The sequence below is a fragment of the Streptomyces sp. Tek67B01 genome (assembly GCF_055231995.1).
This window is the reverse complement of record NZ_JBUYUY010000001.1, coordinates 5,559,794-5,581,941: the sequence shown is the minus strand read 5'-3', so window position 1 is coordinate 5,581,941 and position 22,148 is coordinate 5,559,794. Positions and strand designations below refer to the sequence as shown.

Genomic DNA, 22,148 nt, shown 5'->3' with positions numbered 1-22,148 from the left:
TGATGCCCTGGGCCGTTCGCTCCCCGCGCCTGGGACGGGACTGGGTCGCGGCTCCCGACGCCGCCACCCTGCGGGCCCGCTGGACGGCGCTCGCCGCCGCCGAAGGCGCCGAGCAGGAGCGGTTGTTCCGCCCGGCCAGGGGACGTACGCCGGCCACGGGCGCGGCCGCGCTGCCCGGGCAGCGGTCCGCCACCGCCCCGTTCGCGGTGGCGCCCGGCCCTTGCCCGCAGCCCGTACGGGTCCTGCGCGCCCCCTTCGACGAGCAGTGGCTCCTGCCGGACCAGCGGCTCATCGACGCGGCCCGCCCCGAGCTGTGGCGGGTCCGCGACGATCAGCAGCTGTTCCTCGTCGAGGCCCCCGAGCCGTTGGTCACCGCCCACCTCCCGGTCGGCCGGCTCGGCCGGGTGCGCCCCCTGCACCGGCGCCCCGGCGGTACGGAACCCAACGTGGCACCGGGGCTGCCGGCCCTGCTGGGCGAGCGCTACGGCGGCCCGGTCGCCCCGGAGGACGTCCTGTGCTGGATCCTGGCGGCGGCCCGCCCCGGGCCCGGACCACGGAGGGTCTACGAGGTCCCCCTCGCCGCCGACCCGGAGCGCTGGCGCGCCGGCCTGGAACTGGGCCGGCGGCTGCTCGCGGTGCAGTTGCGCGGGGCGCGGGGCGGGGACGCGCCCCGGCTGCCCGGCGGGCGCCGGCCGTACGTCCGGTCGGCGGTCACCACCTGGCCGGGCGGGCTCGCCTACGACCCTGAGACCGAGACGCTGACCCTCGGGGGCGGGAGCATCTCCCCCGTCCCGGCGGGCGCCTGGGAGTACGAGGCCCAAGGCGCCCGGGTACTGGAGGCCTGGTTCGACGCCCGCGCCACGCACCGGGCGGCACAGGCGGAGGGGCTGGAGGCGCTGGGCCCCGTCGAGTGGCCGCAGGCCTGGACCTCGGAGCTCCTGTCATTGGTGACGGCCCTGGCTCTGCTCGCCGATCTGGCTGCGCCGCGAGCGGCGTTCGAGCCGGGGCCGACGTTGTCGGTGGAGGAGCTCGGAGCCGCCGGGGTGCTGCCCCCGCCGCGCTGGGCCCGGCGCCCGGCCTCCGTCCTGGACCACCAGGAGGAGGGGCCGGGCGGCCAGTTCGCCCTGCTGTAGCGCCGCCCCGCCCCGCCCAGCCGCAGTGGCGTTCCGCCCGCCGATGCGACCGGTCGACCCCTGCGGGTTCCCGGTGTGCCACGGTACGGCGGTCCCGGCCGCCCTACGGCGGCCACTCGGCCGGAGACCGCCGCACCGAGCGGCCGAACGCATCGCGCAGATCGGCCCGGATGCCCGTCCGCCCGCGCTGCCATCGGCATGGGCAGCGCGGGCGGCGCGAGCAGTTCCAAGGGGGTGCATGGCGTGGGGCGCCGCAGCCCGCGCCCCCACCCGGCACGCGCACCGCGCTCGCGACTGTGCCGATCGGTCCGCCAGAGGTGGCCGCGCGAAGCCACCCGCGCACTGCGGCGGCCGGCAGCTCGAGCCGAGGCGGGTGCCCGTCCGTGTGCCGCGTACTGGCGGACCGTGGGCGAGGGATTCGTAGCGGCAGCGCCGCCCACCGACCGGCCACGACCGCCGCAACGCACCCTCTACGGCGCCACCCACGAGGTCGTCCTCGACCAGGGGACCGCGCGGCGGCTGCGAGACACCGCGGCAGAGCGGTCCCTCACGCCGTTCGCCTGGCTGCTCGACACCTTGAAGCGGAACAGCGCGGCCCGGGGGCGACGCGGGCACCCGGCGGGTGGCGCTCTAAGCCCGTCGGCGGCCCCGCCGGCATCAGCGCCACCCTGAACAGCGCCGTTGTCACCGGATCAGGCACTGTGTCGGTTCGGCGAGTGGGTTCCGGGCGCCGCTTCACGCGGCCCGCCCAAGCGGAAGTGAGCCGGTGGACCGCCTCGCCCGGGGCCGGGTGTGCTGCTCCTCGGCGCCGCTCCGGTAGGGGTCCCGGCATCCCGGTGGCCGGGCGGCACCGGCTCCGGTCGAGCCGGTCCGGCGCCCCGATGGGAGCCCGAGGGGCAGGTACGCCCACGCGACGGGCCGAAGCCGCCACCGCGCCGGCGGCGCCCTTGCCTCTGGTGCCGCCCGCACTGTCCACGTCCGGAGCAGCGCCGCTTGCCCCACGGCGGTACTGAAGGGCGACGGCACGAGCGGGGCGGCGAGGGTGCGCGGCGATCGCTCGGTGTCGGCACCGTACGACTGCCGACCCGCCGCTCGTGCGGCTTGCTCGACGCAGCGGTGCGCGGGGAGCCTCGGGTCGCCGGGTTCACCCACCTCCGCGCCCACCCCCGGCGACCCCGCCCGGGCCACCAACCACCGGCAACCGACACCAACCGCCAACCGCCAACCACCGGCAGCCCGGGGACGGGACCTGATGAGATCTCGGCACTGTGCCGGATGACAGGAGCGGGTCCCAGCAGGTAGGCAGGCTGTCATGGCTCCCGATACGCACCCCGCGCCGCCCGTCGCCGATCCGCTGCCCCTCGACGGCGTCACCGTCGTCGCCGTCGAACAGGCCGTCTCTGCCCCCTTCGCCACCCGCCAGCTCGCCGATCTCGGAGCCCGGGTGATCAAGGTCGAGCGTCCCGACGGCGGCGACTTCGCCCGCGCCTACGACACCACCGCCCAGGGCCTCGCCTCGCACTTCGTCTGGGCCAACCGCGGCAAGGAGTCGATCGCGCTGGACCTCAAGGATCCGCGCGGCAGGGACGTCCTGCACGGCCTGTTGGACGGCGCCGACGTCTTCGTCCAGAACCTCGCCCAGGGCGCCGCCGCCCGGCTCGGTCTCGATTCGGCCGCGCTGTGCGCTCGTTACCCGCGGCTGATCGCCGTGGACATCTCCGGCTACGGCGCCGAGGGCCCGTACGCCCACAAGCGCGCCTACGACATGCTCGTCCAGTGCGAGGCGGGGCTGGTGTCGGTGACGGGCACCCCCGAGCAGCCCGTCAAGGCGGGGATTCCGGCTGCCGACATCGCCGCCGCCATGTACGCCTTCTCGGGGGTGCTCGCCGCCCTTCTGCGCCGCGGGACCACCGGCCGCGGGGGCCGGGTGGAGGTGTCCATGCTGGACGCGCTCGCCGAGTGGATGGGGCACCCCCTGCACCACACGATGCACGGCGGACGCCAGCCGGTACGGACGGCCCTCGCGCACGCCGTCATCGCGCCCTACGACGCCTACCCGACCGCCGACGGGGACCGCGTCCTGCTGTCCGTGCAGAACGACCGCGAGTGGCGCCGCCTCGCCCAACACGTGCTGCAACGGCCGGAGTTGGCGGAGGATCCGGCGTACGCGACGAACGCCGTGCGTACCCGGGGCCGGGAGAAGACCGACACGGTGGTGGCCGAGGCGCTGGCCGGACTGGACGCGGACGAGGCGATCGGGCGCCTGGAGGCGGCGGGCATCGCCTGCGCGCGACTGAACTCGGTGGCGCGGCTGGCCGCGCACCCGCAATTGGCCGCTCGCGACCGCTGGCGGGAGGTGGGGTCACCGGCGGGTCCGCTGCGGGCGCTGCTGCCGCCGATCGGGCTGCCTGACGGCCCGCCGCCCAGGATGGGGGCGGTGCCCGCGCTGGGCGAGCACACCGACGCGCTGCTACGGGGCCTGGGGATGACCGACGAGGGGATCACCGCACTGCGCCGGGACGGTGTGATCGCCTGAGCGGGACAGGAGCCGGGCCGGCAGCGGGAACGGCAGCAGGGACGGGGGTTGGGACCGGGAACGGAGTCCGACGACGGGGCCTCGTGACGGCGAGGCCACGGCGAGACCCTTTTCGCGGCGGAGTCCGGCAACCCGGCACGAGACTGCGCGCGGGGTTGCCGGAACGCCGAGGGGCCGCCGGGTACCGTGAGACAGCGGGTACCGAGGGACCGCCCGGAAGGGCCGGGGCACGCCGCAGCCGGCCCGTGGGCACAGCCGGGGCACACCGTTGGACGAGCCGTGGACAAGTCGGGGCCGGGGTTGCGGCCGGAACGACCCGGCCGCCTCGCAGGGGCAGTTACGAGCGGCGGCTGCCGAAGAGCGTGCGCCGCAGCCGGCGCAGCGGCGCGAACAGCGCGACGCGCGCGCTCCGGCTCCGCTGGACGTGCGTGTGGTCGCGGGAAGTGAGTTCGCGCATCAGCAGGGTCGCCTCGGCGGCCTCGTGGTGCGGGACGGCGGGTCCGCCCAGCACGGCGAGGTGGCGGTCGAGGCGCGAGCTGGTCGCACTGCTGCCGCACGTGATGGCAGGCACGCGAGGCGGCCTGCTGCGAATCGCTATCTGTTCCATGTCTCTCCCCACCCGTACGAGGGCACCCGGCCCGGGCAGGTTAACCCTATCGTCCCCACGTCGCCCCCGGGTATCCCGGTGGTGTGAATTACCCCTATACCTCAGGGGAGTTGACGATTACTCAGCGCAGTCGGCGATTACTCTCCGCATCGACGGGAGGGTGTCCGACGCGCCTCGGGGGCTCCTTCGCGGCAGTCCTGTCACCACCCGTGTCAAGGGGCGCCCGCTGCGCTAACTTGGAGTGATCATCCGGTGACGGACTCGGGGGGCTCGGGTGAGCGGGAACGTGGATGAGGGCGGGCGTGTCGTCGCCGGCCGGTACCGGCTGTTGGGTCCGCTGGGTCGGGGCGGCATGGGCGTCGTGTGGCGGGCCCGGGACGAGGTGCTCGGCCGTGAGGTCGCGGTGAAGGAGGTCCGGGCCCCCGCGGGGTTGGACGCGGCCGAGGTCGATCGGATGTACCGGCGGTTGGAGCGGGAGGCCTGGGCGGCGGCGCGGGTCTCGCACCGCGGGGTGGTGACCGTCTACGACGTGGCCACCGAGGAGGGCCGCCCCTGGATCGTGATGGAGCTGGTGCGCGGTCTCTCGCTGGCGGAGGTGCTGGAGGGCGAGGGGCCGATGAGTCCGCAGCGGGCGGCGCACGTCGGCGAGCAGGTACTGGCCGCGCTGCGTTCCGCGCACGACTCGGGAGTGGTGCACCGGGACGTCAAGCCCGCCAACGTACTGATGGCCAACGACGGCCGGGTGCTCCTCGGGGACTTCGGGATCGCGAGCCTGGAGGGCTCTTCGGCGATCACGATGACCGGCGAGGTGGTGGGGTCCCCCGAGTTCCTCGCACCGGAGCGGGCGTTGGGCCGCGAGCCCGGCCCCGCCTCGGACCTGTGGTCGCTCGGGGTGCTGCTGTACGCGGCCGTCGAGGGGGTTTCGCCGTTCCGCCGGGACACCCCGCTGACCACGCTGCGGGCGGTGGTGGAGGGCGAGCTGCCGCCGCCGCGCCGGGCCGGACCGCTGGCGCCCGTACTGGAGGGGCTCCTGCGCAAGGACCCGGCCGAGCGGTTGTCGGCGGCGGAGGCGGCCCGGATGCTGCGGGTCGTCGGCGCGGGTGGGACCGTACGGGACCCGGGCGGCCCGACGGCAGGGCCGGACGCTCCGACGATCCCCGTGTACGGGCCGGGCCCGGCGCCGGGCCCCTACGGCCCGGCGCCCACGGCGCCCCTCGCCCCGCGGGACTCGGCTCCGCGAGCCCAACGGGAGCGGGCCGGGGTGGTGCTGACGGTCGGGATCGTGGTGCTGTTGCTGGCGGTGGTCGTCCTGGGCCGGCTGCTGCTCGACGCCCGAGAGAAGACGGACGCGAGCGGCGGAAGCGGCGGGAGCGGACCCACGGGCTCGGCGCCCGCGTCCCCGAGTGCGACGCCCCACCCCTCCACCTCGCCCTCGACGAGCGGCAGCCCGACGCCCGTACCCAAGGTGACGCTGTACGTCCACACCCTGCACGGCGGCTACCGCGGCGCCTGCCCGCCGCGCCCGGCAGACGCGCCCGCCTTCACCGGGACGATCGAGGTGGACGCCGTCCCCACCGAGGTGGAGTACCGCTGGGTGACGCGCGGCGAGGCTGGCTCGGACGCCGGCTGGCAGAGCGTCGCGTACGAGGCGGGCGGCGCCAAGACCCGACAGTTCGACCACACCGAGTCCGGCCGCGGTACCGGTGGGGGCTTCTCCGACGCGGTCCGGCTGGAGGTGCGCCGACCCGCACGGGCGGTCTCGGCTTGGCTGGACTTCTCCGTGACGTGCGAGGAGGAGATCCCGACGACCGGGGTCTCCTCCTCCGCTCCACCGGCTGCCTCCGGCTCCCCGAGCCCGACACCGGACCCGGGGAGCACGCCGTAGCGACCGGCCCGGGGCCACCCGCGCCGGCCCGGGGCCACCCGCGCCGGCGCGGGGCCGGAGCCGGCCGGCGCGGGTGGCCTGGGACGTCCTTATGCCTTGCCGGTGAAGACGGGCAGGTAGCCGCTCGACTGCCCCGTGGCCGTCGGGTGGTAGGACTCCCCGATGTCGGCCCAGTTGAGGCTGTGGAGCCAGGCGCTTCCGGAGCAGATCTCGTGTCCGGTGAACGCGCCGGCAACCGAGGCGAAGGTGAAGCCGTGGTCGGCGGCGCGTTTGGCGATGGCGGCGTTGAGGTAGTCGGCGGCGCCGTTGATGGCGCTGCGTTCACCCTCGGTCAGTCCCGCGACGCAGGAACCGTTCAGCTGGTAGAAGCGGGGATAGCCGAGGACCACCACGTGGGCTGAGGAGGCGCGACTGGAGATGGCGTTGTAGACCTGGTCGAGTTGACCGGGGAGGGTGGAGTCGACGTACGCCTTGGCCTGGTTGACGCGGTTGACGCAGGTGGACTCGGACTGGAGCACACAGGTCGTCATGACGTCCGAGAATCCGGCGTCGTTGCCGCCGATGGTGATGCTGACGAGGTCGGTGCCGGAGTTCAGCGAGCCCAGCTGACCGGAGAGGACATCACCCGTCCGGGCGCCGGAACAGGCGACGAAGGAGAAGGTCTGCGGGGAATGGGCGGCGGCCCACAGGGCCGGATAGGCCCGGGGCGTGCGCTTGCAGTTGCCGCTCCCGCTGTCGTAGTTGCCGGAGCCCACGCCGGAGGAGTACGAGTCTCCGAGGGCTACGTAGCCGAAGTCGGCCTGGGCGGAGGCGGCCGCCTGGCCGGCGCCGAACAGGGCGGCGCCCGCGGCGAGTAAGAGGGCGGAGGTGAGGGTGGCGAAGCGCGACGGGCTCTTGCTCATGTGTGCGGCTCCTAGTGGGGGTTACTCCTGAGTCGTTGGTACAGCGAGCACGGCCTGACTGGAAGTGTCCATGCCAAGAATGTTCGAAGCGGAATCCGTTCCGAACCTTCACCGACGAGGGGTTTGAGGAGGAAACCCGAGCACCCGATCCGGCGAAACACGGGTGCGGGAGCCCAGTCCGTGCCGGATCATGGGCGCCATGTCAGCCAACCCGCACGACGCGCTGCCGATCCGGCTCACCCTCGACGACAGCGACTCGCCGTCGGACGTCGTCGACGCCCTCTTCCTCGGCCGGTTCGCGTCCGGCGAGCAGCCCTACTCGCACAGCGTCTCCATCGAACGGGTCAAGGCGGAGGCCACCTTGCTGCCGCCCGGCGCCACCGTGCTGCGCTCGGCTCGCGACAGCGACCGCAGTGCCACGCTCGCCGAGGGCCAGGGCTGGACCGTGCTCGTGTCGCGCTGGAGCCGGGGCGCGGACGTGACGGTGACGGCCGCCAGCGACGAACTCGCGGTGCTCGTGCTCGATCAGGCCACGGAAGGGGCGCTGGACGAACCCGAACCACAGCCCGAGAACGTCACGATGGGGTTCTGGTACGTCTCCCCGCGCCGCGGCCCCTACCGCACCACCCGGCAGATCGCGGCGGGCACCTGGGCGGAGGTGCGGCCCAACTACACCGCGCCGGTGGCCGAGGCGATGGACCGGCTGATGAAGGTGACCCCGGACGACATCGCGGGCCGGCTGCTCCTGCTGCACGGGCCGCCCGGCACCGGGAAGACCTCCGCGCTGCGGACGCTGGCCCGGTCGTGGCGGGACTGGTGCCAGGTGGACTGCGTCCTGGACCCGGAGCGGCTGTTCAACGACGTGGGGTACCTGATGGACATCGCGATCGGCGAGGACGAGGGCACGGCCAAGGGCCGCTGGCGACTGCTGCTGCTGGAGGACTGCGACGAGCTGATCCGCGGCGAGGCACGCCACCAGGCCGGGCAGGCGCTGTCCCGGCTGCTGAACCTGACGGACGGCCTGCTGGGCCAGGGCCGCAACGTCCTGGTCGGGGTGACGACCAACGAGGACCTGGAGCGCCTGCACCCGGCGGTGGTCCGCCCGGGCCGCTGCCTGGCGCGCATCGAGGTGGGGCGGCTGACGCCCCGTGAGGCGACGGACTGGCTCGGCACCGACGAGGGCGTCTCCCGCGAGGGCGCCACGCTGGCCGAACTGTTCGCGCTGCGCCGCGGTACGGGGCCGACCTCGGCCCTCCTGCCGCCGCAGGGCCACGGCGCGGAGCCGGGACTCTACCTGTAGCTCCCGCCCCGACCGCCCCCGGGCGACGACAATGGCCGCGACGACAATGACCGCGACGACGATGGCGACGACGACGCCCCGCCGTGCCCGGGCGGTCCCGGCGACCCCCGCACACCGAACAGGAGTCCACGTGCTCGAACCGGCGCAGGAGAACCCCTACCCCGACACCTTCGTCCTCGGCGAGGGCCCGGAGCCGCACCCGCAGCTGAGCCCCGTGCTGGCGCTCATCGGGCGCTGGCACGGCCGGGGAAGCGGCGAGTACCCCACCCTGGAGCACGGGTTCCGCTACGAGCAGGAGGTCACCTTCAGCCATGACGGGCGGCCCTTCCTGCGCTACGAGTCCCGCGCCTGGCTGATCGACGGGTCCGGCGCGGCCCTGCGCCCGTCGGGGCGGGAGGTCGGCTGGTGGCGGGTCCTGCCCGACGCCTCCCTGGAGGTGGTCCTGGCCCACCCGACCGGGATCGTGGAGACGTACGTCGGCCGGGCCCGCGGCACGGAGTTCGAGATGGCGACACGGACCGTGTCGGTCACCCCCCGGGCCAAGGAGGTGACCGGGATGCGCCGTCGGTACACCCTGGAGGGCGGGGAGCTGGTCGTGGTGCAGGAGATGGAGGCCATGGGCCAACCGATGCAGCACCACCTGATGGCGCGGCTCGCTTCCCGCAAGGCCTGACCGGCGCTCCCGCCGTGCGGGGTTCAGGCGCCGTACCGCGCCCGCAGGGCCTCGTCCGCCGCGGCCGCGGCCTCGTCCCGGGTCAGGCCCAGCCGGTGGGCGCGTTCCGCGAACGCCTGCGCCGCCGCGGCGGCTTCCCGCGCGGCGGAGTCCGCGGCGGCGGCGACGAACGTCCCGTTGCGCCCCCGCGTCTCGATCACGCCGTCCGCCTCCAGGGCCCGGTACGCCTTGGCCACCGTGTTCGCCGCGAGCCCCAGTTCCTCCGCCAGTCCTCGGACCGTCGGGAGTTTGAACCCCACCGGCAGCCGCCCGGCGCGGGCCCCGTCCGCGATCTGCGCGCGCAGCTGCTCGTACGGGGCGGCGGCGCCGGCCGCGCCGTCGATTTTGATCTTGAGCTTGGTCGAAGTCGAGGTCACGGGGCCGATTGTCCCCCACCGCGCCGGTAATTCGCAGGCGCCCGGGCGGCCCCGCGCCTAGCGTCGGCCGCATGACCCTTTCGATCCGCGATCTGAGCCCAGGTGATCCGGGGGACGCGGAGGCCGTCGTACGCCTGCGCCGGTCCGCCCTCCCGTTCATGATCAGCACCTCGGCGGGGGTGGCCCACGAGGTTGCCTCCGCCCACCCCGACAAGCGGCACCGCGTCCTGCTCGCCGAGCGCGCGGACGGCCCGGCCGTCGCCACCGCCCAGGTCGGCATCGCGCACGAGAGCCCCGAACCGGGCCGGGGTTACGTCAACCTCCAGGTACATCCCGACCATCGCGGCCTCGGTGTCGCGAGCGCCCTGCTGCGCGCGGCGGAGGAGCACCTGACCGCCGCCGGCGCGGTGGAGGCGTACGCCTGGGTCCTGGACGAACCGGCGGACCACGCCTTCGCCCTACGGCACGGATACCGGCCCGGCCGCTCCGCGCACTTCCTGCGCCTGGAGCTGTCGGCGGACACCCTGCCCCCGTATCCGGCCGTGCTGCCTCCCGGCGTCGAGCTGCGCCCCGCCTCCGCGTTCGCGGGTGATCCCCGCCCGCTGTACGAGGCTGACGCGGAGGTCACGTCCGACGAGCCGGGCGACCTGCCGGTGGACCTGGACGACTACGACAACTGGCTCACCGAGGTGTGGCGCGAGCCCTCGCTCGACCACGACCTGACGACGGTAGTCCTCGTCGGCGGCGTCGTGGCCGCCTTCGCCGCCGCCCGAACCGACGGGGCGGGCCGCTACGGCTCCGCGATGACCGGTACCCGCCGCGCCCACCGCGGTCGCGGTCTGGCCAAGCTCGCCAAGACCGTCTCGCTGCACCGGGCCCTCGCGGCCGGCTGTACCGAGGCCTTCACCGGCAACGACGCGGGCAACGCGCCGATGCTCGCCGTCAACAAGTGGTTCGGCTACGAGGTCCGCGCCATCGAGACCCGTTTCGCGAAGCGACTCGTTCCCCGCTCGGACCCGAAGGAAGTGACAGCATGACCGACCCGCTCACCGTCGCCCTCGTCAAGGCCGGCAACACCAAGATCCGCTATCCGGCCCGACTCGTCGCCGACACCGGTGACCGGCTCTCCGTGCGCGCTCCCTGGGCGGCCGAAGGCGTACGGGACTTCGGCTTCGTGCGCTTCGAGCCCGGCGACGTTTTCACCGAGCACTTCTGGCGCAGCCGCTGGTACGCGATCAAGGAGGTCCGGACGGGCGAGGGCCACCTCAAGGGCTGGTACTGCGACGTGACCCGGCCGGCCGTGGTCGGCGACGGGGAGATCGTGGTGGAGGACCTCGACCTCGACCTGTGGGTCTCCGCAGACGGGTCTGACGTCCTGCGCCTGGACGAGGACGAGTTCGCGGCGAGTGGCCTCGCCGAGCGTGACCCGGAGGCCGCCGCGCAGGCGGTACGGGCTCTCGACGCCCTCGAAGCCCAGGCCAGGACCCCTGCCGGCCTCCCCGGACTGCTCGCCTAGGGACCGCTTGGCGGGCCCGGCGGCGGTACGGGCCCGTGCAGCCGGCCGTTGGGGCGGACGCCTTGACCGTCGCGGCGTGGGAGGGGCCCGGCGCCCCGGGCGACATCGCGTGCCCACCCGGGGCCCCGGGTGGCCCGCTCGCCCCACCCGCACCATCACTTCCCCCCACCTCTGGCGCCCGGGAGTCGGCGTGCGCGAGGATCACGCCTCACCACGCCACCACTTCCTTACAGGAGGACGTCTATGGCTCGCCGCATACCCCGCGGCCTCGTCTGCGCGGGCACCGCCACCGCGGCGCTGTTCGCCCTGGCCGGCCCGGTCTCGGCCCTGCCCTCGGCAAGCCCCGCGCCGACGCGGCTCCCCCAGGCCCGGATTTTCATGGTCAACCCCGTCCAGTCCTCCGGCGACCAGACGTTGACCGACTCCAAGGACGGCGCCGACGCCGTGCCCGCCTCCGCCTACGCCCTGGCCTCCCTGCGCAACCTGGACGGCAGCGGCTCGCTGTCCGGGAAGTGGGCGTACGTCCGCTCGGACACCGGCCCCTCCGCGAAGACCTCGGACGCCGCCGGGTACGACCGCTCGGACGACCGGTTCGAGCAGGTCATGGCGTACTTCTGGGTGAACGAGGCACAGGAGTACCTCCAGGGGTTGGGCTTCGGGAGCGAACTGCCGGGAGCCAACGACCGTGCCCAGCCGGTGCGGATCAACCAGTGGGGCGCCGACAACTCCTTCTTCTCCGACAAGAGGGGCGAGATCCGCTTCGGCAAGGGCGGGGTGGACGACGCCGAGGACGCCGAGGTGATCGTCCACGAGTACGGCCACGCGGTGCACGACGCGCAGGTTCCGGGCTTCGGCAGCTCCCCGGAGGCGGGCGCGATCGGCGAGGCGTTCGGCGACTACCTCGCGGTAGAGGTCGGCGCGCACGCGGACGATGTATACGGGTGGCCGCGCAAGACGGACCTGGCGTGCGTCGGCGACTGGGACTCGACCGACTACAGCGCGGCCCCGCACTGCCTGCGGCGGATCGACGGGGCCAAGGTGTACGCCGACCGGGTCGGGGAGGTGCACGCGGACGGGGAGATCTGGTCGCGCGCGCTCTTCGACATCCGGGGCGCGCTGGGTGCCCGCACGGCCGACCGGATCATCGTCGACGCGCAGTTCGGCTTCCGCGCCGACACCGACTTCGCGGACGCGGCGCGCACGACGATCTCGACGGCGCAGCGCATGTACGGCAAGACCGCGGCGGATGCCGTTCGCGCCGCCTTCGCCGCGCGGCAGATCCCCGGCATCGGGTAGCCCCGCACCTCGCGCGCAGCCGCTACCGCCCCGGGCCGTCGTCCCCGGGGCGGTAGCGGAGCAACTCCTTCCGAAACCGGGCGCATTCACCGCCGAGCGGACACCGCTTTGCGTTCTGCGGACAACGAGAAGGTCAAATTCTTGTTGCGCACCTGCCAATCCGGGGTGACTTCCTGGCACTGTCTCCATCACTGCCCCCACTGGCCAGCCAAGGAGCAACGAGTGACTCACCCCACGTCCTCAACCCCCACCTCCCGCAGCCGTGTTCACGCCCTCCGCGCCGCCGCTCTCGTCGCCTCCGCCGCGATGGTCGCCCTCGCCGTGCAGAGCGGCCCCGCCAACGCCGCCGCCGAGCGCGAGACCGGCGCCACGGCCGTCTCGCTGACCGGGACGGCGCGCGCCTCCGCGATCGCCCGGGCACAGTCCGACGCCCCGTCCACAGCCAAGGCCATCGGCCTCGGCGATCAGGAAGGGCTCGTCGTCCGGGACGTCGTCAAGGACGCGGACGGCACCGTCCACACCCGCTACGAGCGCACCTACGCCGGTCTGCCGGTTCTCGGCGGCGACCTGGTCGTGCACGCCAAGAACGGCGCGCGCTCCACCACGAAGGCTTACGGTGCCCGGATATCCGTCGACACCAAGACCGCTTCCCTCGCGGCCCCCAAGGGCGCCCGCAAGGTCGTCTGGGCCGTCGGCGGAGCGCCGGTACTGGCCTGGGAGAGCGTCACCGAGGGCGTCGGTGACGACGGCACGCCGAGCAAGCTGCACACGGTCACCGACGCCCGCAGCGGCAAGGTGCTCTACTCCTACGACGCCATCGAGACGGGCATCGGCGCCAGTGAGTACAGCGGCTCCGTCACCGTCGGCACGAAGGCCAACGGCTCGCAGTTCGAGCTGAACGACACCGCCCGCGGCGGCCACAAGACCTACGACCTGACCGGTGGCACGACCGGGACCGGGTCCCTGTTCACCGACGCCGACGACACCTGGGGCGACGGCACCCCCGCCAACCGGCAGACCGCCGCCGTCGACGCCCATTACGGCGCTGCCGTGACGTGGGACTTCTACAAGAACGAACTGGGCCGGCTGGGCATCCGCGGCGACGGCGTCGCGGCGTACTCCCGCGTCCACTACGGAAACGCCTACGTCAACGCGTTCTGGGACGACAGCTGCTTCTGCATGACCTACGGCGACGGCACGAACAACACCAAGCCGTTGACCGCGCTCGACGTGGCCGGCCACGAGATGTCGCACGGCCTGACCGCCTCGACGGCGGGGCTGCGCTACACCCGGGAGTCCGGCGGTCTCAACGAGGCCACCTCCGACATCTTCGGCACCTCGGTGGAGTTCTACGCCGCCAACTCCTCCGACCCCGGCGACTACCTCATCGGCGAGAAGATCGACATCCACGGCAACGGCACGCCGCTGCGGTACATGGACAAGCCGAGCCGCGACGGCGCCTCCGCCGACTACTGGGACAGGAACGTCGGCCGCCTCGACGTCCACAACTCCTCCGGTGTCGCCAACCACTTCTTCTACCTGCTGTCCGAGGGGAGCGGCGCCAAGACGATCAACGGCGTCAGCTACAACTCCCCGACCGCCGACGGCTCCACGGTGGCCGGCATCGGCCGGACCAAGGCGTACAAGATCTGGTACAAGGCGCTTTCGGTGTACATGACCTCCTCGACGGACTACGCGGGGGCGCGGGTGGCGACCCTCAAGGCCGCCGCGGACCTGTACGGAACGGGAGGCGCCGAGTACCAGGCGGTCGCCGCGGCCTGGACCGCGGTCAACGTGAAGTGAGCCCCCTTCCTCAGGGGCTGCTTACCTGCGCCTTAAGAGGGGCCTAAGGATCGCCTCGACCGCCCCGATCCGCGCGGAACCGCAGGTCGGGGCGGTTAGGTTGGCGGGGCCAGGGAGGGCCGGGACGGCGTCGGAGACACCTCGTGTCCGGGGACGCGCCGCCCGGCCCCCCTGGCGTCCCACGACGCCACCGCCCGGAGGAGCTCCACCATGCGTACCGTCACCCGCACCGTCGGCCGCATCGCCGCCGCAGGCCTCGCCCCGCTCGCGGTGGCCGCGTACGCCGCCGCGCCGGCGGCCGCTCACGGCTCGATGACGGACCCGGTCAGCCGGGTGGCGGCCTGCTACGCGGAAGGCCCCGAATCCCCGCGGTCGGCGGCCTGCAAGGCGGCGGTCGCGGCGGGCGGCGCCCAGGCGTTCTACGACTGGAACGCCGTGAACATCGCCAACGCGGCGGGCAGCCACCGGGCGTTGATCCCGAACGGGCAGCTGTGTTCGGCGGGCAACGACAAGTACCGGGGCCTGGACCTGGCCCGCGCGGACTGGCCGGCCAGTGCGCTGACGTCCGGCCCGCACACCTTCCGCTACAAGGGCACCGCCCCGCACAAGGGCACCTTCGAGCTGTACGTGACGAAGGACGGCTACGACCCGACGAAGCCGCTCAAATGGTCCGACCTGGAACCGGAGCCGTTCGCGAAGGTCACCGACCCGGAGATGCGGGGCGGCGACTACGTCTTCTCCGGCACGGTCCCGAAGAAGAGCGGCCGGCACCTGATCTACAGCATCTGGCAGCGCTCGGACAGCCCGGAGGCCTTCTACACCTGCTCGGACGTGGTCTTCGGCCAGGACACGGGGAGCGGCAAGCCCGGCCCCAAGCCGAGCGGCACCGCGAACACCGGCGGCGCCGGCGCCGGCGCCGCGAGTGCGAAGCCGTCGAACGGTCCCGTGGCCAAGCCGCCGACGGACGAGCAGATCTCCGAGGGCGCGTCCAAGTCGACGGTGGAGCACGGCGGCCACGGCGACAACGACCCGAACACCAACGGCTCGACCGCCGACTCCCCGCTCGCCTCGCCGTCGTCGGCGACGGCGGTGGCCTCGACGGGTGGGGGTCTCGCGCAGACCGGCGGCGACGGCTCCGCCCCGATGATCGCGATCGCCGGGGCGACCACCCTGGCCGTGGGCTCGGCCGTGCTCTTCGCGGTGGCCCGCCGCCGTTCGACGACGGGCCGTCACGGCCGTTAGACCTCCCGGGCGCCGAGGGTCAGCCGAGGATCACTGGAAGACCGAGGCGCAGGTCGTCCGTTCGGCGTGGGCGGGGTCGAGGGCGTTGGCCGCCTCGTGCCAGGCGATGCGGTCGGTCAGTCCGATGGCGACGTGCTCGGAGAGGTCGAGGGCGCACAGGTCCTGGAGCACGACGTTGTGGACGTTCGGCCCGCTGAGGAACCCGCTGGTGTACGGGGTCACCACCTCGTCGTACTTGGTGGCGATCACCGTGTAGGACACTCCCGGGACGGTGTCGCCGCCCGCGTTGAGCTTGGTGACGAAGGCGGACCCGGCGATCTGGTCGGCCAGGCCCGGGGTCGCCGAGCTGACCAGGTCCTCGGCGCCGGGGAAGTACGGGAGCAGCTGGGTCAGGCCGGACAGGGTGGTGCCGTGGTTGTCGGGGGCGAGTCCGACGAGGGTGCCCACCTTGGCGGCGCCGCCGAGGAACTTGAGGTACTGGCGGGGCATCATGCCGCCCTGGGAGTGGCCGACGATGTCGGTCTTGGCGGCGCCGGTGGAGGCCAGCACCCGGTCCACGAAGGTCCCGAGTTGGACGGCGGACTTGTCGATGGGTCCCAGTCCGTTGAAGAAGGTCTGGCCGGGGAGTTGGCCGTAGTCGAGGGAGTAGACGCAGTAGCCGCGGTGGACGAGGTACGGCGCGAGGCCGAGCCAGTTGTCGACGGAGTTCCCGAAGGTGCCGTGCACGAGCACGACGGGACGCGGGTGGGCGGCGGACGGCTTGCAGGTCCAGTCGTTCCAGCCGCTGGTGGGGGCGGAGGCGGCTTGCGCGGCGCCGGTGGGGGCGACGAGCGCGGCGGCTGCGAGGGTGAGGACGGCCAGCGGGCGGAGCAGGCGGCGCCAGGGCAGCATCGAGTGATCTCCTTGCGTCATGGGGATGGTGCGGGGGGTTCGTCCCGTGATCCGGATCACAAGGGGAGCTGCTGCCGATAAATTACGGGCGAGTAGCAAGACTTGGAAGTTACGCGTCGGTAAAAACTCGTGCGTCGAGCCGCCCTCCGGCTTACCGCTAGGCCCCGGAGGACCTACCGACGACCTACCGAGGACCTACGAGGCCTTGCCGAAGGTGGCCGCCGGGCGGACCGTGCCCGGGCCGAAGCGGGCGTTGGCACGGTCGATGGCCGCCTCGACCGTCAGACGGGACTCGCGGACGGGGTCCAGGGTGAGCTGGCGGGCCACGCCCTCGGCGCCGGTGAGGTCCTCGGCCCGCAGCACCACTCCGGTCAGCCGGGCCCGTTGCAGGCCGGCCGCGTCCATCAGCCGGTACGCCGTGGCACGCAGGTCCTCGTCGTGGGCGGAGGGTTCGGTCAGCCGCCGGGTCTTCTCCCAGCGGGTACCGCCGGCGAACTGCAGGGTCAGGGTCAGGGCCCGCGCGGCCTGGCGGCGCCCGCGCAGGGTGGCGCCGAGCCGCACGACCAGGGCGAGCAGTGCGGCCCGGGCGTGCGGGCCGTCCAACTCCTCCCGGGGGAACCGGGCACGGACGGCGGTCGAGGAGGGCAGGTCCCTGGGGGTGACCGGGCGCGGGTCGATCCCGCGGGCGCGCTCCACGACCAGTCGGCCGGCCCGCTTGCCGAGGATGCGCTCGACGACCCCCGGGGACACCTCGGTGAGCGCCCCGATCGTATGCAGCCCGTAGCCGCGCAGCGCCTCTGCCTGCCGGGAGCCGATCCCGTACAGCGCTTCCACCGGCAGCGGCCCGAGGAAGTCGGGCACCTCCCCCTCGGGGACGGCCAGGACGCCGCCGGGTCCGGGCACCCGCGCGGAGGCCGTCGCCGCCACGGCCCAGGTGCCGGCGACCCCGATCCGGACGTCGGTGCCCAACCGGGCCACCGCGCGCAGCCGGACCACCTCGGCGATACGGGCGGCGTCCGTGCCGAAGTAGCGCCGCGCCCCGCCCACTTGGACCAGCGCGGCGCGCGGCGGCAGGGCCTGTACCACCGGGGAGAACTCCCGCAGCAGTTCCAGGACCTCCCGGTAGCCCTCGCCGGTCAGCGTCGGGGCGCACCGGACGTGCAGGACCGCGCTGTTCATCCCGCGCTCCCCGGGCTGGAGTGCCACAGCTTGCGTCCGGTCGCGGGGCCCGTCCCGGGCGGTTGGAGGTCGGCCCACGGGTTCATCTCGTAGCCGGTCGGCAGGTGGATGCGGCGTCCGGGAGCGGGGGGCGCCGCGGTGTCTTCGCGGACGGGTTCGGACAGCCGGGCGGTGACCGCCGCCAGGCCGCTCCGCGCGCGCAGTTCGACCAGTTCGGCGAGGTTCCAGGCCGCCGCTCCGACGATGCTCAGGCTCTGCGGGCCGCGCCGTTGCACCACTCCGCGCACCAGCAGCAGGAAGGAGTGGAAGACGGTGTGGGCGCAGGCCTCGTGGCTGTCGTCGAAGAAGGCCAGGTCGACCAGGCCGGTCCCGTCGTCGAGGGTGGTGAAGATGACCCGCCGGCCGGAGCGGATGGGCGGGGTCTGGGTGGCCGCCTTGGCGCCGGCGACCAGTACGGTCCGACCGTGCTCGGCGTCGCGCAGCCGCCGGGCGGGGACGACCCCCAGCTCGGCGAGGAAGGCGTGGTGGTCCGCCATCAGGTGCCGCGAGGCGTCCATGCCGAGGACGCCCAGTTCGGCGCTGAGCCGCTCGGCCTCGCTGAGGTCGGGCAGCCCGACGGCGGCGGTGGCCCGGCCGCCGCCGAGCGGGAGTTGCGCGCTCCCCCTGGCGTCGGCGGCGCGCTGGGCGCCGTGCAGTTCGCTCAAGTGCAGCAGCAGGTCCCGGCGGTTCGCACCGAACGCGTCCAACGCACCGACCTGGGCCAGTCGTTCGGCCACGGGGCGTCCCGGGTGGGCCCGGTCCCAGAAGTCGCGCAGGGAGGCGTAGGGCCGGCCCGCCTCGATCTTGGCGGCCTCGGCCTCGCTGATGCCGTGGACGTCGGCCAGCGCGAGCCGGAGGCCCCACAGCGGCGGCACCTCGGACACCAGTTCGATACGGTGGTGGATCGAGGACCGGTTCACGTCCAGCGGCAGCACGGGCACGCCCCGGCGTCGCGCGTCCGCCAGCAGCAGCCGCTTCGGGTACATGCCGGGGTCGTGGGTGAGCAGTCCGGCGTAGAAGGCGGCCGGGTGGTGGGCCTTGAGCCAGGCGGACTGGTAGGTGGGGACGGCGAAGGCCACGGCGTGCGCCTTGCAGAACCCGTACGAGCCGAAGGCCTCCACGATCTCCCAGGTCCGGGCGATCACCTCGGGCGAATAGCCGCGCGCCCGTGCCGTCGCCGCGAACCAGACCTTGATCCGCCCCTGCGAGTCCGGGTCGGACAGCCCGCGCCGCACCCGGTCGGCCTCGTCACGGCCGCAGCCGGTCAAGACGTGCACGATCTCGATGATCTGCTCGTGGAAGACCACCACCCCGTACGTCTCCCGCAACGCGTCCGCCAGGTCCGGGTGCGGGAAGCGGACCGGGGCCCGTCCGTGCCGGGCCTCGATGAACGGCCGCACCATGTCGGCGGCCACCGGGCCGGGGCGGAACAGCGAGATGTCCACGACCAGGTCGTGGAAGGTGGCGGGCTGGAGCCGTCCCACCAGGTCGCGCTGGCCCGGGGACTCGATCTGGAAGCAGCCGAGCGTCTCGGCCGAGCGGATCAGCTCGTACGTGGCCTCGTCGCCCGGAGGCACCTGCGTCGGGTCGTCCAGGTCGAGTTCCTGCCCGGTCGCGCGCCGCAGCTCCGCGACGGCGTGCGCCATCGCGGACTGCATCCGCACGCCCAGCACGTCGAGTTTGAGCAGTCCGAGTTCCTCCACGTCGTCCTTGTCGAACTGGGACATGGGGAAGCCTTCGCCGCTGCTGGGCACGACCGGGGTGCGGGCGAGCAGCGTCGCGTCGGAGAGCAGCACCCCGCACGGGTGCATGGCGATCCCGCGCGGCAGCCCGTCCAGCGCTTCGACCAGCTCCCACAGCCGCTCGTGCGACTCTCCCCGCACACCTTGGAGTTCGGGGAGTTCGGCGAGCGCGGCGCGGGCGTCGCGGGCCCGGATGTGCGGGAAGGCCTTGGCGAGCCGGTCGACGGCGGCCGGTTCCATGGACAGGGCGGCGCCCACGTCACGGATGGCGTGGCGGACCCGGTAGGTCTCGGGCATGGAGACGGTGGCGACGCGTTCGGCGCCGAACCGGTCGATGATCCGCCGGTAGACCTCCAGCCGGCGGGCGGACTCCACATCGATGTCGATGTCGGGCAGGACCCGGCGGCGCTTGGACAAGAAGCGCTCCATCAGCAGGCCGTTGGCGAGGGGGTCGGCGTGCGCGACGCCGAGGAGGTGGTTGACGAGGGAACCCGCGCCGGAGCCGCGGGCCGCCACCCGGATGCCCATCTCCCGTACGTCGTCCACGACGTGGGCGACCGTCAGGAAGTACGAGGCGAAACCGTGGTAGGCGATGATGTCGAGTTCCTCGTGCATCCGCTCCCAGTACCGGCGGTCGCCGGCGTAGCCGCGCAGCACCATGCCCGCGGCCGCCCGGGAGGCGAGGACCCGCTGGGCGGTGCGGTGGGCGGCGCCGACGAGCCGGGCCTCGGGAAAGTGGACGGACCCGACCCCCAGGTCGTCCTCGGGGTCCACCACACAGGCCTCGGCGGTCCGCCGGGTCTGCGCGAGCAGCCGGCGGGCGTCGGCGGGACGCAGTCCGGCCGCTTGGGCGATCCTGTCGGCGGTCTCGGCCATGGCGGCGGGGTCCTTGAGCCAGCGTTCGCCGCTGTCGAGGGGTTTGCGGGGGTCGACGGGGACCAGCCGGCGGGCCGCGTCGAGGACGTCGGCGACGGGCCCTTGGCCGGGGTCGGCGTACCGGACGGCGTTGGTGAGCACGGCCGGGACGCCCTGCTCCACGGCGAAGCCGACCGTACGGGCGGCCAAGCGCAGCGAGCCGGGCCCGGTGCCGGTGCGGCCGTGGTGGACGGCCTCCAGGCGCAGGTCGTCGCCGTAGACCTCCCGCCAGGGCGCGAGCAGGCGCGCGGCCCGGTCCGGTCGGCCGGCGGCGAGGGCCCGGCCCACTTCGGAGCCGGGGCCGAGCAGGACGAACACGCCGCTCGCGCCGCGCAGCTCCTCCCGGGGCAGGAGCGGGACGTCGGGGGCGCCCGCGTGGGCGGCGGTGACCATGCGGCACAGCTCGGCCCAGCCGGTCGCGCCGTCGCGGGCGAGGAAGACGGCGCGGGCGGCGGACTCGTCGACGAAGGCGCCGCCCCTGACGGGGTTGCGCCGCCGGGAGGAGGCCTCACCGGAGTCGGCGCGGGCGGTGGTCGCGGGGCTTCCGGCGACCCCCAGGTCGACCCCGAACAGGGGCCGCACCCCGGCTTCGGCCGCCGCCCGCGCGAAGCGGACCGCGCCCGCGAGGCCGTCGCGGTCGGTGAGGGCGAGGGCGTCCATGCCCCGCTCGGCGGCGCGCTGCGCCAACCGTTCCGGGTGGGAGGCTCCGTAGCGCATGGAGAACCCCGAAACGGTGTGCAGATGCGTGAACCCGGGCACCCGCGGCCTCCTGCTTTCCCTCGATGCTCCCAACACTCCTTGGCCTCCCCGTCTCCACCATAGAGCAATTCGAATACCCGTGCGAAACACCTGTTCGATCCTCCATTCGCACCGGTTGGCGAGAGGCCCGCTCCCCCGTTCGGCCCACCCCTGCTGCGCCCCGCCCCCGCTCCGCCGAGCGTGTGAGACATGACCCAGCCCACCACCGACGCATCCGCGGGTCCCTCCGGCGGATTCCCCGCCGAGTTCAAGGACGCCGTCAGCACCCGGGCCTTCCTGCTGGTCCTGGGGGTCCTGGCGCTCCAGCTCGCCTTCATCACCTCCTACATCGGGGCCTTCCACCACCCCGCGCCGAGCCGGATCCCCCTCGCGGTGACCGCGCCCGCCGAACAGGTCGCCGCCCGCTCCGCGCAGCGCCTCGGCGCCCTGCCCGGCGAACCGCTCGACACCCGAACCGTCCCCAACGAGGCGGCGGCGCTCGCGCGGATCAAGGCCCGGGACGTGGACGGCGCGCTGATCATCGATCCGAGCGGCAAGACCGACCGGCTGCTGGTCGCGAGCGGCGCCGGGGCCTCGCTCTCCCAGGCGCTCGCGGAGGTCGTCGGTCGGGTCGAGGCGGCCCAGGGGCGCGGGGTGCGGATCGTCGACGTGGCCCCGGCCGCCGCCGGGGACGCCCGCGGCCTGAGCTCCTTCTACCTGGTCGTGGGCTGGTGCGTCGGCGGCTACCTGTGCGCCGCGGTCCTGGCGATCAGCGCCGGGGCGCGGCCCGCGAACTCCGCCCGCGCCGTCATCCGGCTCGCCGCCCTGCTCCTGTACTCGATCGCCGCCGGGTTGCTGGGCACGGTCATCGCGGGCCCGATCCTGGGCGCGCTGCCCGGCAGCGTCATGGCCCTGTGGGGGCTGGGCACCCTGGTCGTCTTCGCCGTGGGCGCGATCACCCTGGCGTTCCAGGGCGTGGCGGGGGTGGTCGGCATCGGCCTGGCGATCCTGCTGGTGGTGGTCCTGGGCAACCCGAGCGCGGGCGGCGCCTACGCCTATCCGCTGCTCCCGCCGTTCTGGAGCGCCATCGGACCGGCCCTGCCACCGGGCGCCGGTACCTACGCGGCCCGCTCGATCACGTACTTCCGGGGCAATGACGCGGGCCCGGCGATGCTGGTGCTGTCCGCCTGGGCGGTCCTCGGCGCGGCCGTCACCCTGATCAGCGCGGTCCTCCACCGCGGCAGGGGCGGCCCGGCGGTGGGCAGCGGCGCCACGGCGGGCCCCGCCACCCGGACGCCGGGGCCCTGACCGGGGTTCCGGCCGAGGCCGGACCGG

General features: G+C 74.0%; 17 protein-coding genes. 11 read left to right on the top strand and 6 right to left on the bottom strand.

What is annotated here, in order from left to right:
* The first annotated feature begins 2 nt into the window (after positions 1–2).
* A complete protein-coding gene (locus ACV7NM_RS25060) occupies positions 3–1,133 on the top strand; it encodes a type ISP restriction/modification enzyme (RefSeq protein ID WP_463414063.1) in 1,131 nt (376 codons plus the stop codon).
* Between the two features lie 1,312 nt (positions 1,134–2,445).
* Positions 2,446–3,669 (top strand): CaiB/BaiF CoA transferase family protein, encoded by a 1,224-nt coding sequence (locus tag ACV7NM_RS25055; protein ID WP_463412384.1) that lies wholly within the window; start codon positions 2,446–2,448, stop codon positions 3,667–3,669.
* 337 nt (positions 3,670–4,006) lie between these two features.
* Here the strand turns inward: ACV7NM_RS25055 and ACV7NM_RS25050 are convergent, their stop codons facing one another.
* Positions 4,007–4,276 (bottom strand): hypothetical protein, encoded by a 270-nt coding sequence (locus tag ACV7NM_RS25050; protein WP_463412383.1) that lies wholly within the window; start codon positions 4,274–4,276, stop codon positions 4,007–4,009.
* A gap of 274 nt (positions 4,277–4,550) precedes the next feature.
* On the opposite strand from ACV7NM_RS25050, the gene ACV7NM_RS25045 reads away from it, so the two are divergent.
* Positions 4,551–6,161, top strand: a complete 1,611-nt coding sequence (locus ACV7NM_RS25045) for a serine/threonine-protein kinase (protein WP_463412382.1) — start codon at positions 4,551–4,553, stop codon at positions 6,159–6,161.
* Positions 6,162–6,250: 89 nt separating this feature from the next.
* On the opposite strand, the gene ACV7NM_RS25040 is transcribed toward ACV7NM_RS25045, so the two are convergent.
* A complete protein-coding gene (locus ACV7NM_RS25040) occupies positions 6,251–7,063 on the bottom strand; it encodes an SGNH/GDSL hydrolase family protein (RefSeq protein WP_463412381.1) in 813 nt (270 codons plus the stop codon).
* Between the two features lie 190 nt (positions 7,064–7,253).
* Here ACV7NM_RS25040 and ACV7NM_RS25035 point away from each other — a divergent pair, with 190 nt between their 5' ends.
* Together ACV7NM_RS25035 and ACV7NM_RS25030 are read left to right on the top strand one after the other, a co-directional pair.
* A complete protein-coding gene (locus ACV7NM_RS25035) occupies positions 7,254–8,363 on the top strand; it encodes a DUF5925 domain-containing protein (protein WP_463412380.1) in 1,110 nt (369 codons plus the stop codon).
* A 130-nt stretch (positions 8,364–8,493) separates the two neighbouring features.
* On the top strand, positions 8,494–9,036 hold the full coding sequence (locus ACV7NM_RS25030; RefSeq protein ID WP_463412379.1) for a heme-binding beta-barrel domain-containing protein: 543 nt from the start codon (positions 8,494–8,496) through the stop codon (positions 9,034–9,036).
* Positions 9,037–9,059: 23 nt separating this feature from the next.
* Here ACV7NM_RS25030 and ACV7NM_RS25025 read toward each other — a convergent pair whose 3' ends face one another.
* The gene (locus tag ACV7NM_RS25025; protein ID WP_463412378.1) at positions 9,060–9,452 is read right to left on the bottom strand and encodes a GntR family transcriptional regulator; all 393 of its coding nucleotides are present in this window, start codon (positions 9,450–9,452) and stop codon (positions 9,060–9,062) included.
* Positions 9,453–9,523: 71 nt separating this feature from the next.
* Between ACV7NM_RS25025 and ACV7NM_RS25020 the strand changes: the two genes are divergently transcribed.
* From ACV7NM_RS25020 to ACV7NM_RS25000, 5 genes are all read left to right on the top strand, one after another.
* Positions 9,524–10,489 carry an N-acetyltransferase family protein gene (locus tag ACV7NM_RS25020; protein ID WP_463412377.1) on the top strand — a complete coding sequence of 322 codons (966 nt, stop codon included), beginning with the start codon at positions 9,524–9,526 and terminating at the stop codon, positions 10,487–10,489.
* Entirely contained in the window at positions 10,486–10,968 is a 483-nt protein-coding gene (locus ACV7NM_RS25015) for a ribonuclease FAU-1 family protein (RefSeq protein WP_463412376.1), read from the top strand. Before ACV7NM_RS25020 ends, ACV7NM_RS25015 begins: the two co-directional genes overlap by 4 nt.
* A 243-nt stretch (positions 10,969–11,211) precedes the next feature.
* Positions 11,212–12,264, top strand: coding sequence for a M4 family metallopeptidase (locus ACV7NM_RS25010; protein WP_463412375.1), 1,053 nt, complete (start codon positions 11,212–11,214; stop codon positions 12,262–12,264).
* Positions 12,265–12,570: 306 nt separating this feature from the next.
* A complete protein-coding gene (locus ACV7NM_RS25005; RefSeq protein ID WP_463414062.1) occupies positions 12,571–14,067 on the top strand; it encodes a M4 family metallopeptidase in 1,497 nt (498 codons plus the stop codon).
* Positions 14,068–14,277: 210 nt separating this feature from the next.
* Positions 14,278–15,309: a lytic polysaccharide monooxygenase gene (locus ACV7NM_RS25000; protein WP_463412374.1), complete on the top strand. Its 1,032-nt coding sequence runs from the start codon at positions 14,278–14,280 to the stop codon at positions 15,307–15,309.
* A 30-nt stretch (positions 15,310–15,339) separates the two neighbouring features.
* Here ACV7NM_RS25000 and ACV7NM_RS24995 read toward each other — a convergent pair whose 3' ends face one another.
* From ACV7NM_RS24995 to ACV7NM_RS24985, 3 genes are all read right to left on the bottom strand, one after another.
* Positions 15,340–16,200: an esterase/lipase family protein gene (locus ACV7NM_RS24995; protein ID WP_463412373.1), complete on the bottom strand. Its 861-nt coding sequence runs from the start codon at positions 16,198–16,200 to the stop codon at positions 15,340–15,342.
* Between the two features lie 195 nt (positions 16,201–16,395).
* A complete protein-coding gene (locus ACV7NM_RS24990) occupies positions 16,396–17,379 on the bottom strand; it encodes a DNA polymerase Y family protein (protein ID WP_463412372.1) in 984 nt (327 codons plus the stop codon).
* A complete protein-coding gene (locus ACV7NM_RS24985; RefSeq protein WP_463412371.1) occupies positions 17,376–20,834 on the bottom strand; it encodes a DNA polymerase III subunit alpha in 3,459 nt (1,152 codons plus the stop codon). Before ACV7NM_RS24985 ends, ACV7NM_RS24990 begins: the two co-directional genes overlap by 4 nt.
* A 189-nt stretch (positions 20,835–21,023) precedes the next feature.
* On the opposite strand from ACV7NM_RS24985, the gene ACV7NM_RS24980 reads away from it, so the two are divergent.
* The gene (locus ACV7NM_RS24980) at positions 21,024–22,121 is read left to right on the top strand and encodes a DUF3533 domain-containing protein (RefSeq protein WP_463412370.1); all 1,098 of its coding nucleotides are present in this window, start codon (positions 21,024–21,026) and stop codon (positions 22,119–22,121) included.
* Positions 22,122–22,148 lie beyond the last annotated feature (27 nt).

What these genes read in the sequence shown, in the direction of transcription:
- ACV7NM_RS25005 (WP_463414062.1), top strand. Translation starts at nt 12,571, where the DNA reads ATGGTCGCCCTCGCCGTGCAGAGCGGCCCCGCCAACGCCGCCGCCGAG.
- ACV7NM_RS25060 (WP_463414063.1), top strand. Translation starts at nt 3, where the DNA reads ATGCCCTGGGCCGTTCGCTCCCCGCGCCTGGGACGGGACTGGGTCGCG.
- ACV7NM_RS25055 (WP_463412384.1), top strand. Translation starts at nt 2,446, where the DNA reads ATGGCTCCCGATACGCACCCCGCGCCGCCCGTCGCCGATCCGCTGCCC.
- ACV7NM_RS24990 (WP_463412372.1), bottom strand. Translation starts at nt 17,379, where the DNA reads ATGAACAGCGCGGTCCTGCACGTCCGGTGCGCCCCGACGCTGACCGGC.
- ACV7NM_RS25000 (WP_463412374.1), top strand. Translation starts at nt 14,278, where the DNA reads ATGCGTACCGTCACCCGCACCGTCGGCCGCATCGCCGCCGCAGGCCTC.
- ACV7NM_RS25010 (WP_463412375.1), top strand. Translation starts at nt 11,212, where the DNA reads ATGGCTCGCCGCATACCCCGCGGCCTCGTCTGCGCGGGCACCGCCACC.
- ACV7NM_RS24995 (WP_463412373.1), bottom strand. Translation starts at nt 16,200, where the DNA reads ATGCTGCCCTGGCGCCGCCTGCTCCGCCCGCTGGCCGTCCTCACCCTC.
- ACV7NM_RS25050 (WP_463412383.1), bottom strand. Translation starts at nt 4,276, where the DNA reads ATGGAACAGATAGCGATTCGCAGCAGGCCGCCTCGCGTGCCTGCCATC.
- ACV7NM_RS25015 (WP_463412376.1), top strand. Translation starts at nt 10,486, where the DNA reads ATGACCGACCCGCTCACCGTCGCCCTCGTCAAGGCCGGCAACACCAAG.
- ACV7NM_RS25040 (WP_463412381.1), bottom strand. Translation starts at nt 7,063, where the DNA reads ATGAGCAAGAGCCCGTCGCGCTTCGCCACCCTCACCTCCGCCCTCTTA.
- ACV7NM_RS25020 (WP_463412377.1), top strand. Translation starts at nt 9,524, where the DNA reads ATGACCCTTTCGATCCGCGATCTGAGCCCAGGTGATCCGGGGGACGCG.
- ACV7NM_RS24980 (WP_463412370.1), top strand. Translation starts at nt 21,024, where the DNA reads ATGACCCAGCCCACCACCGACGCATCCGCGGGTCCCTCCGGCGGATTC.
- ACV7NM_RS25035 (WP_463412380.1), top strand. Translation starts at nt 7,254, where the DNA reads ATGGGCGCCATGTCAGCCAACCCGCACGACGCGCTGCCGATCCGGCTC.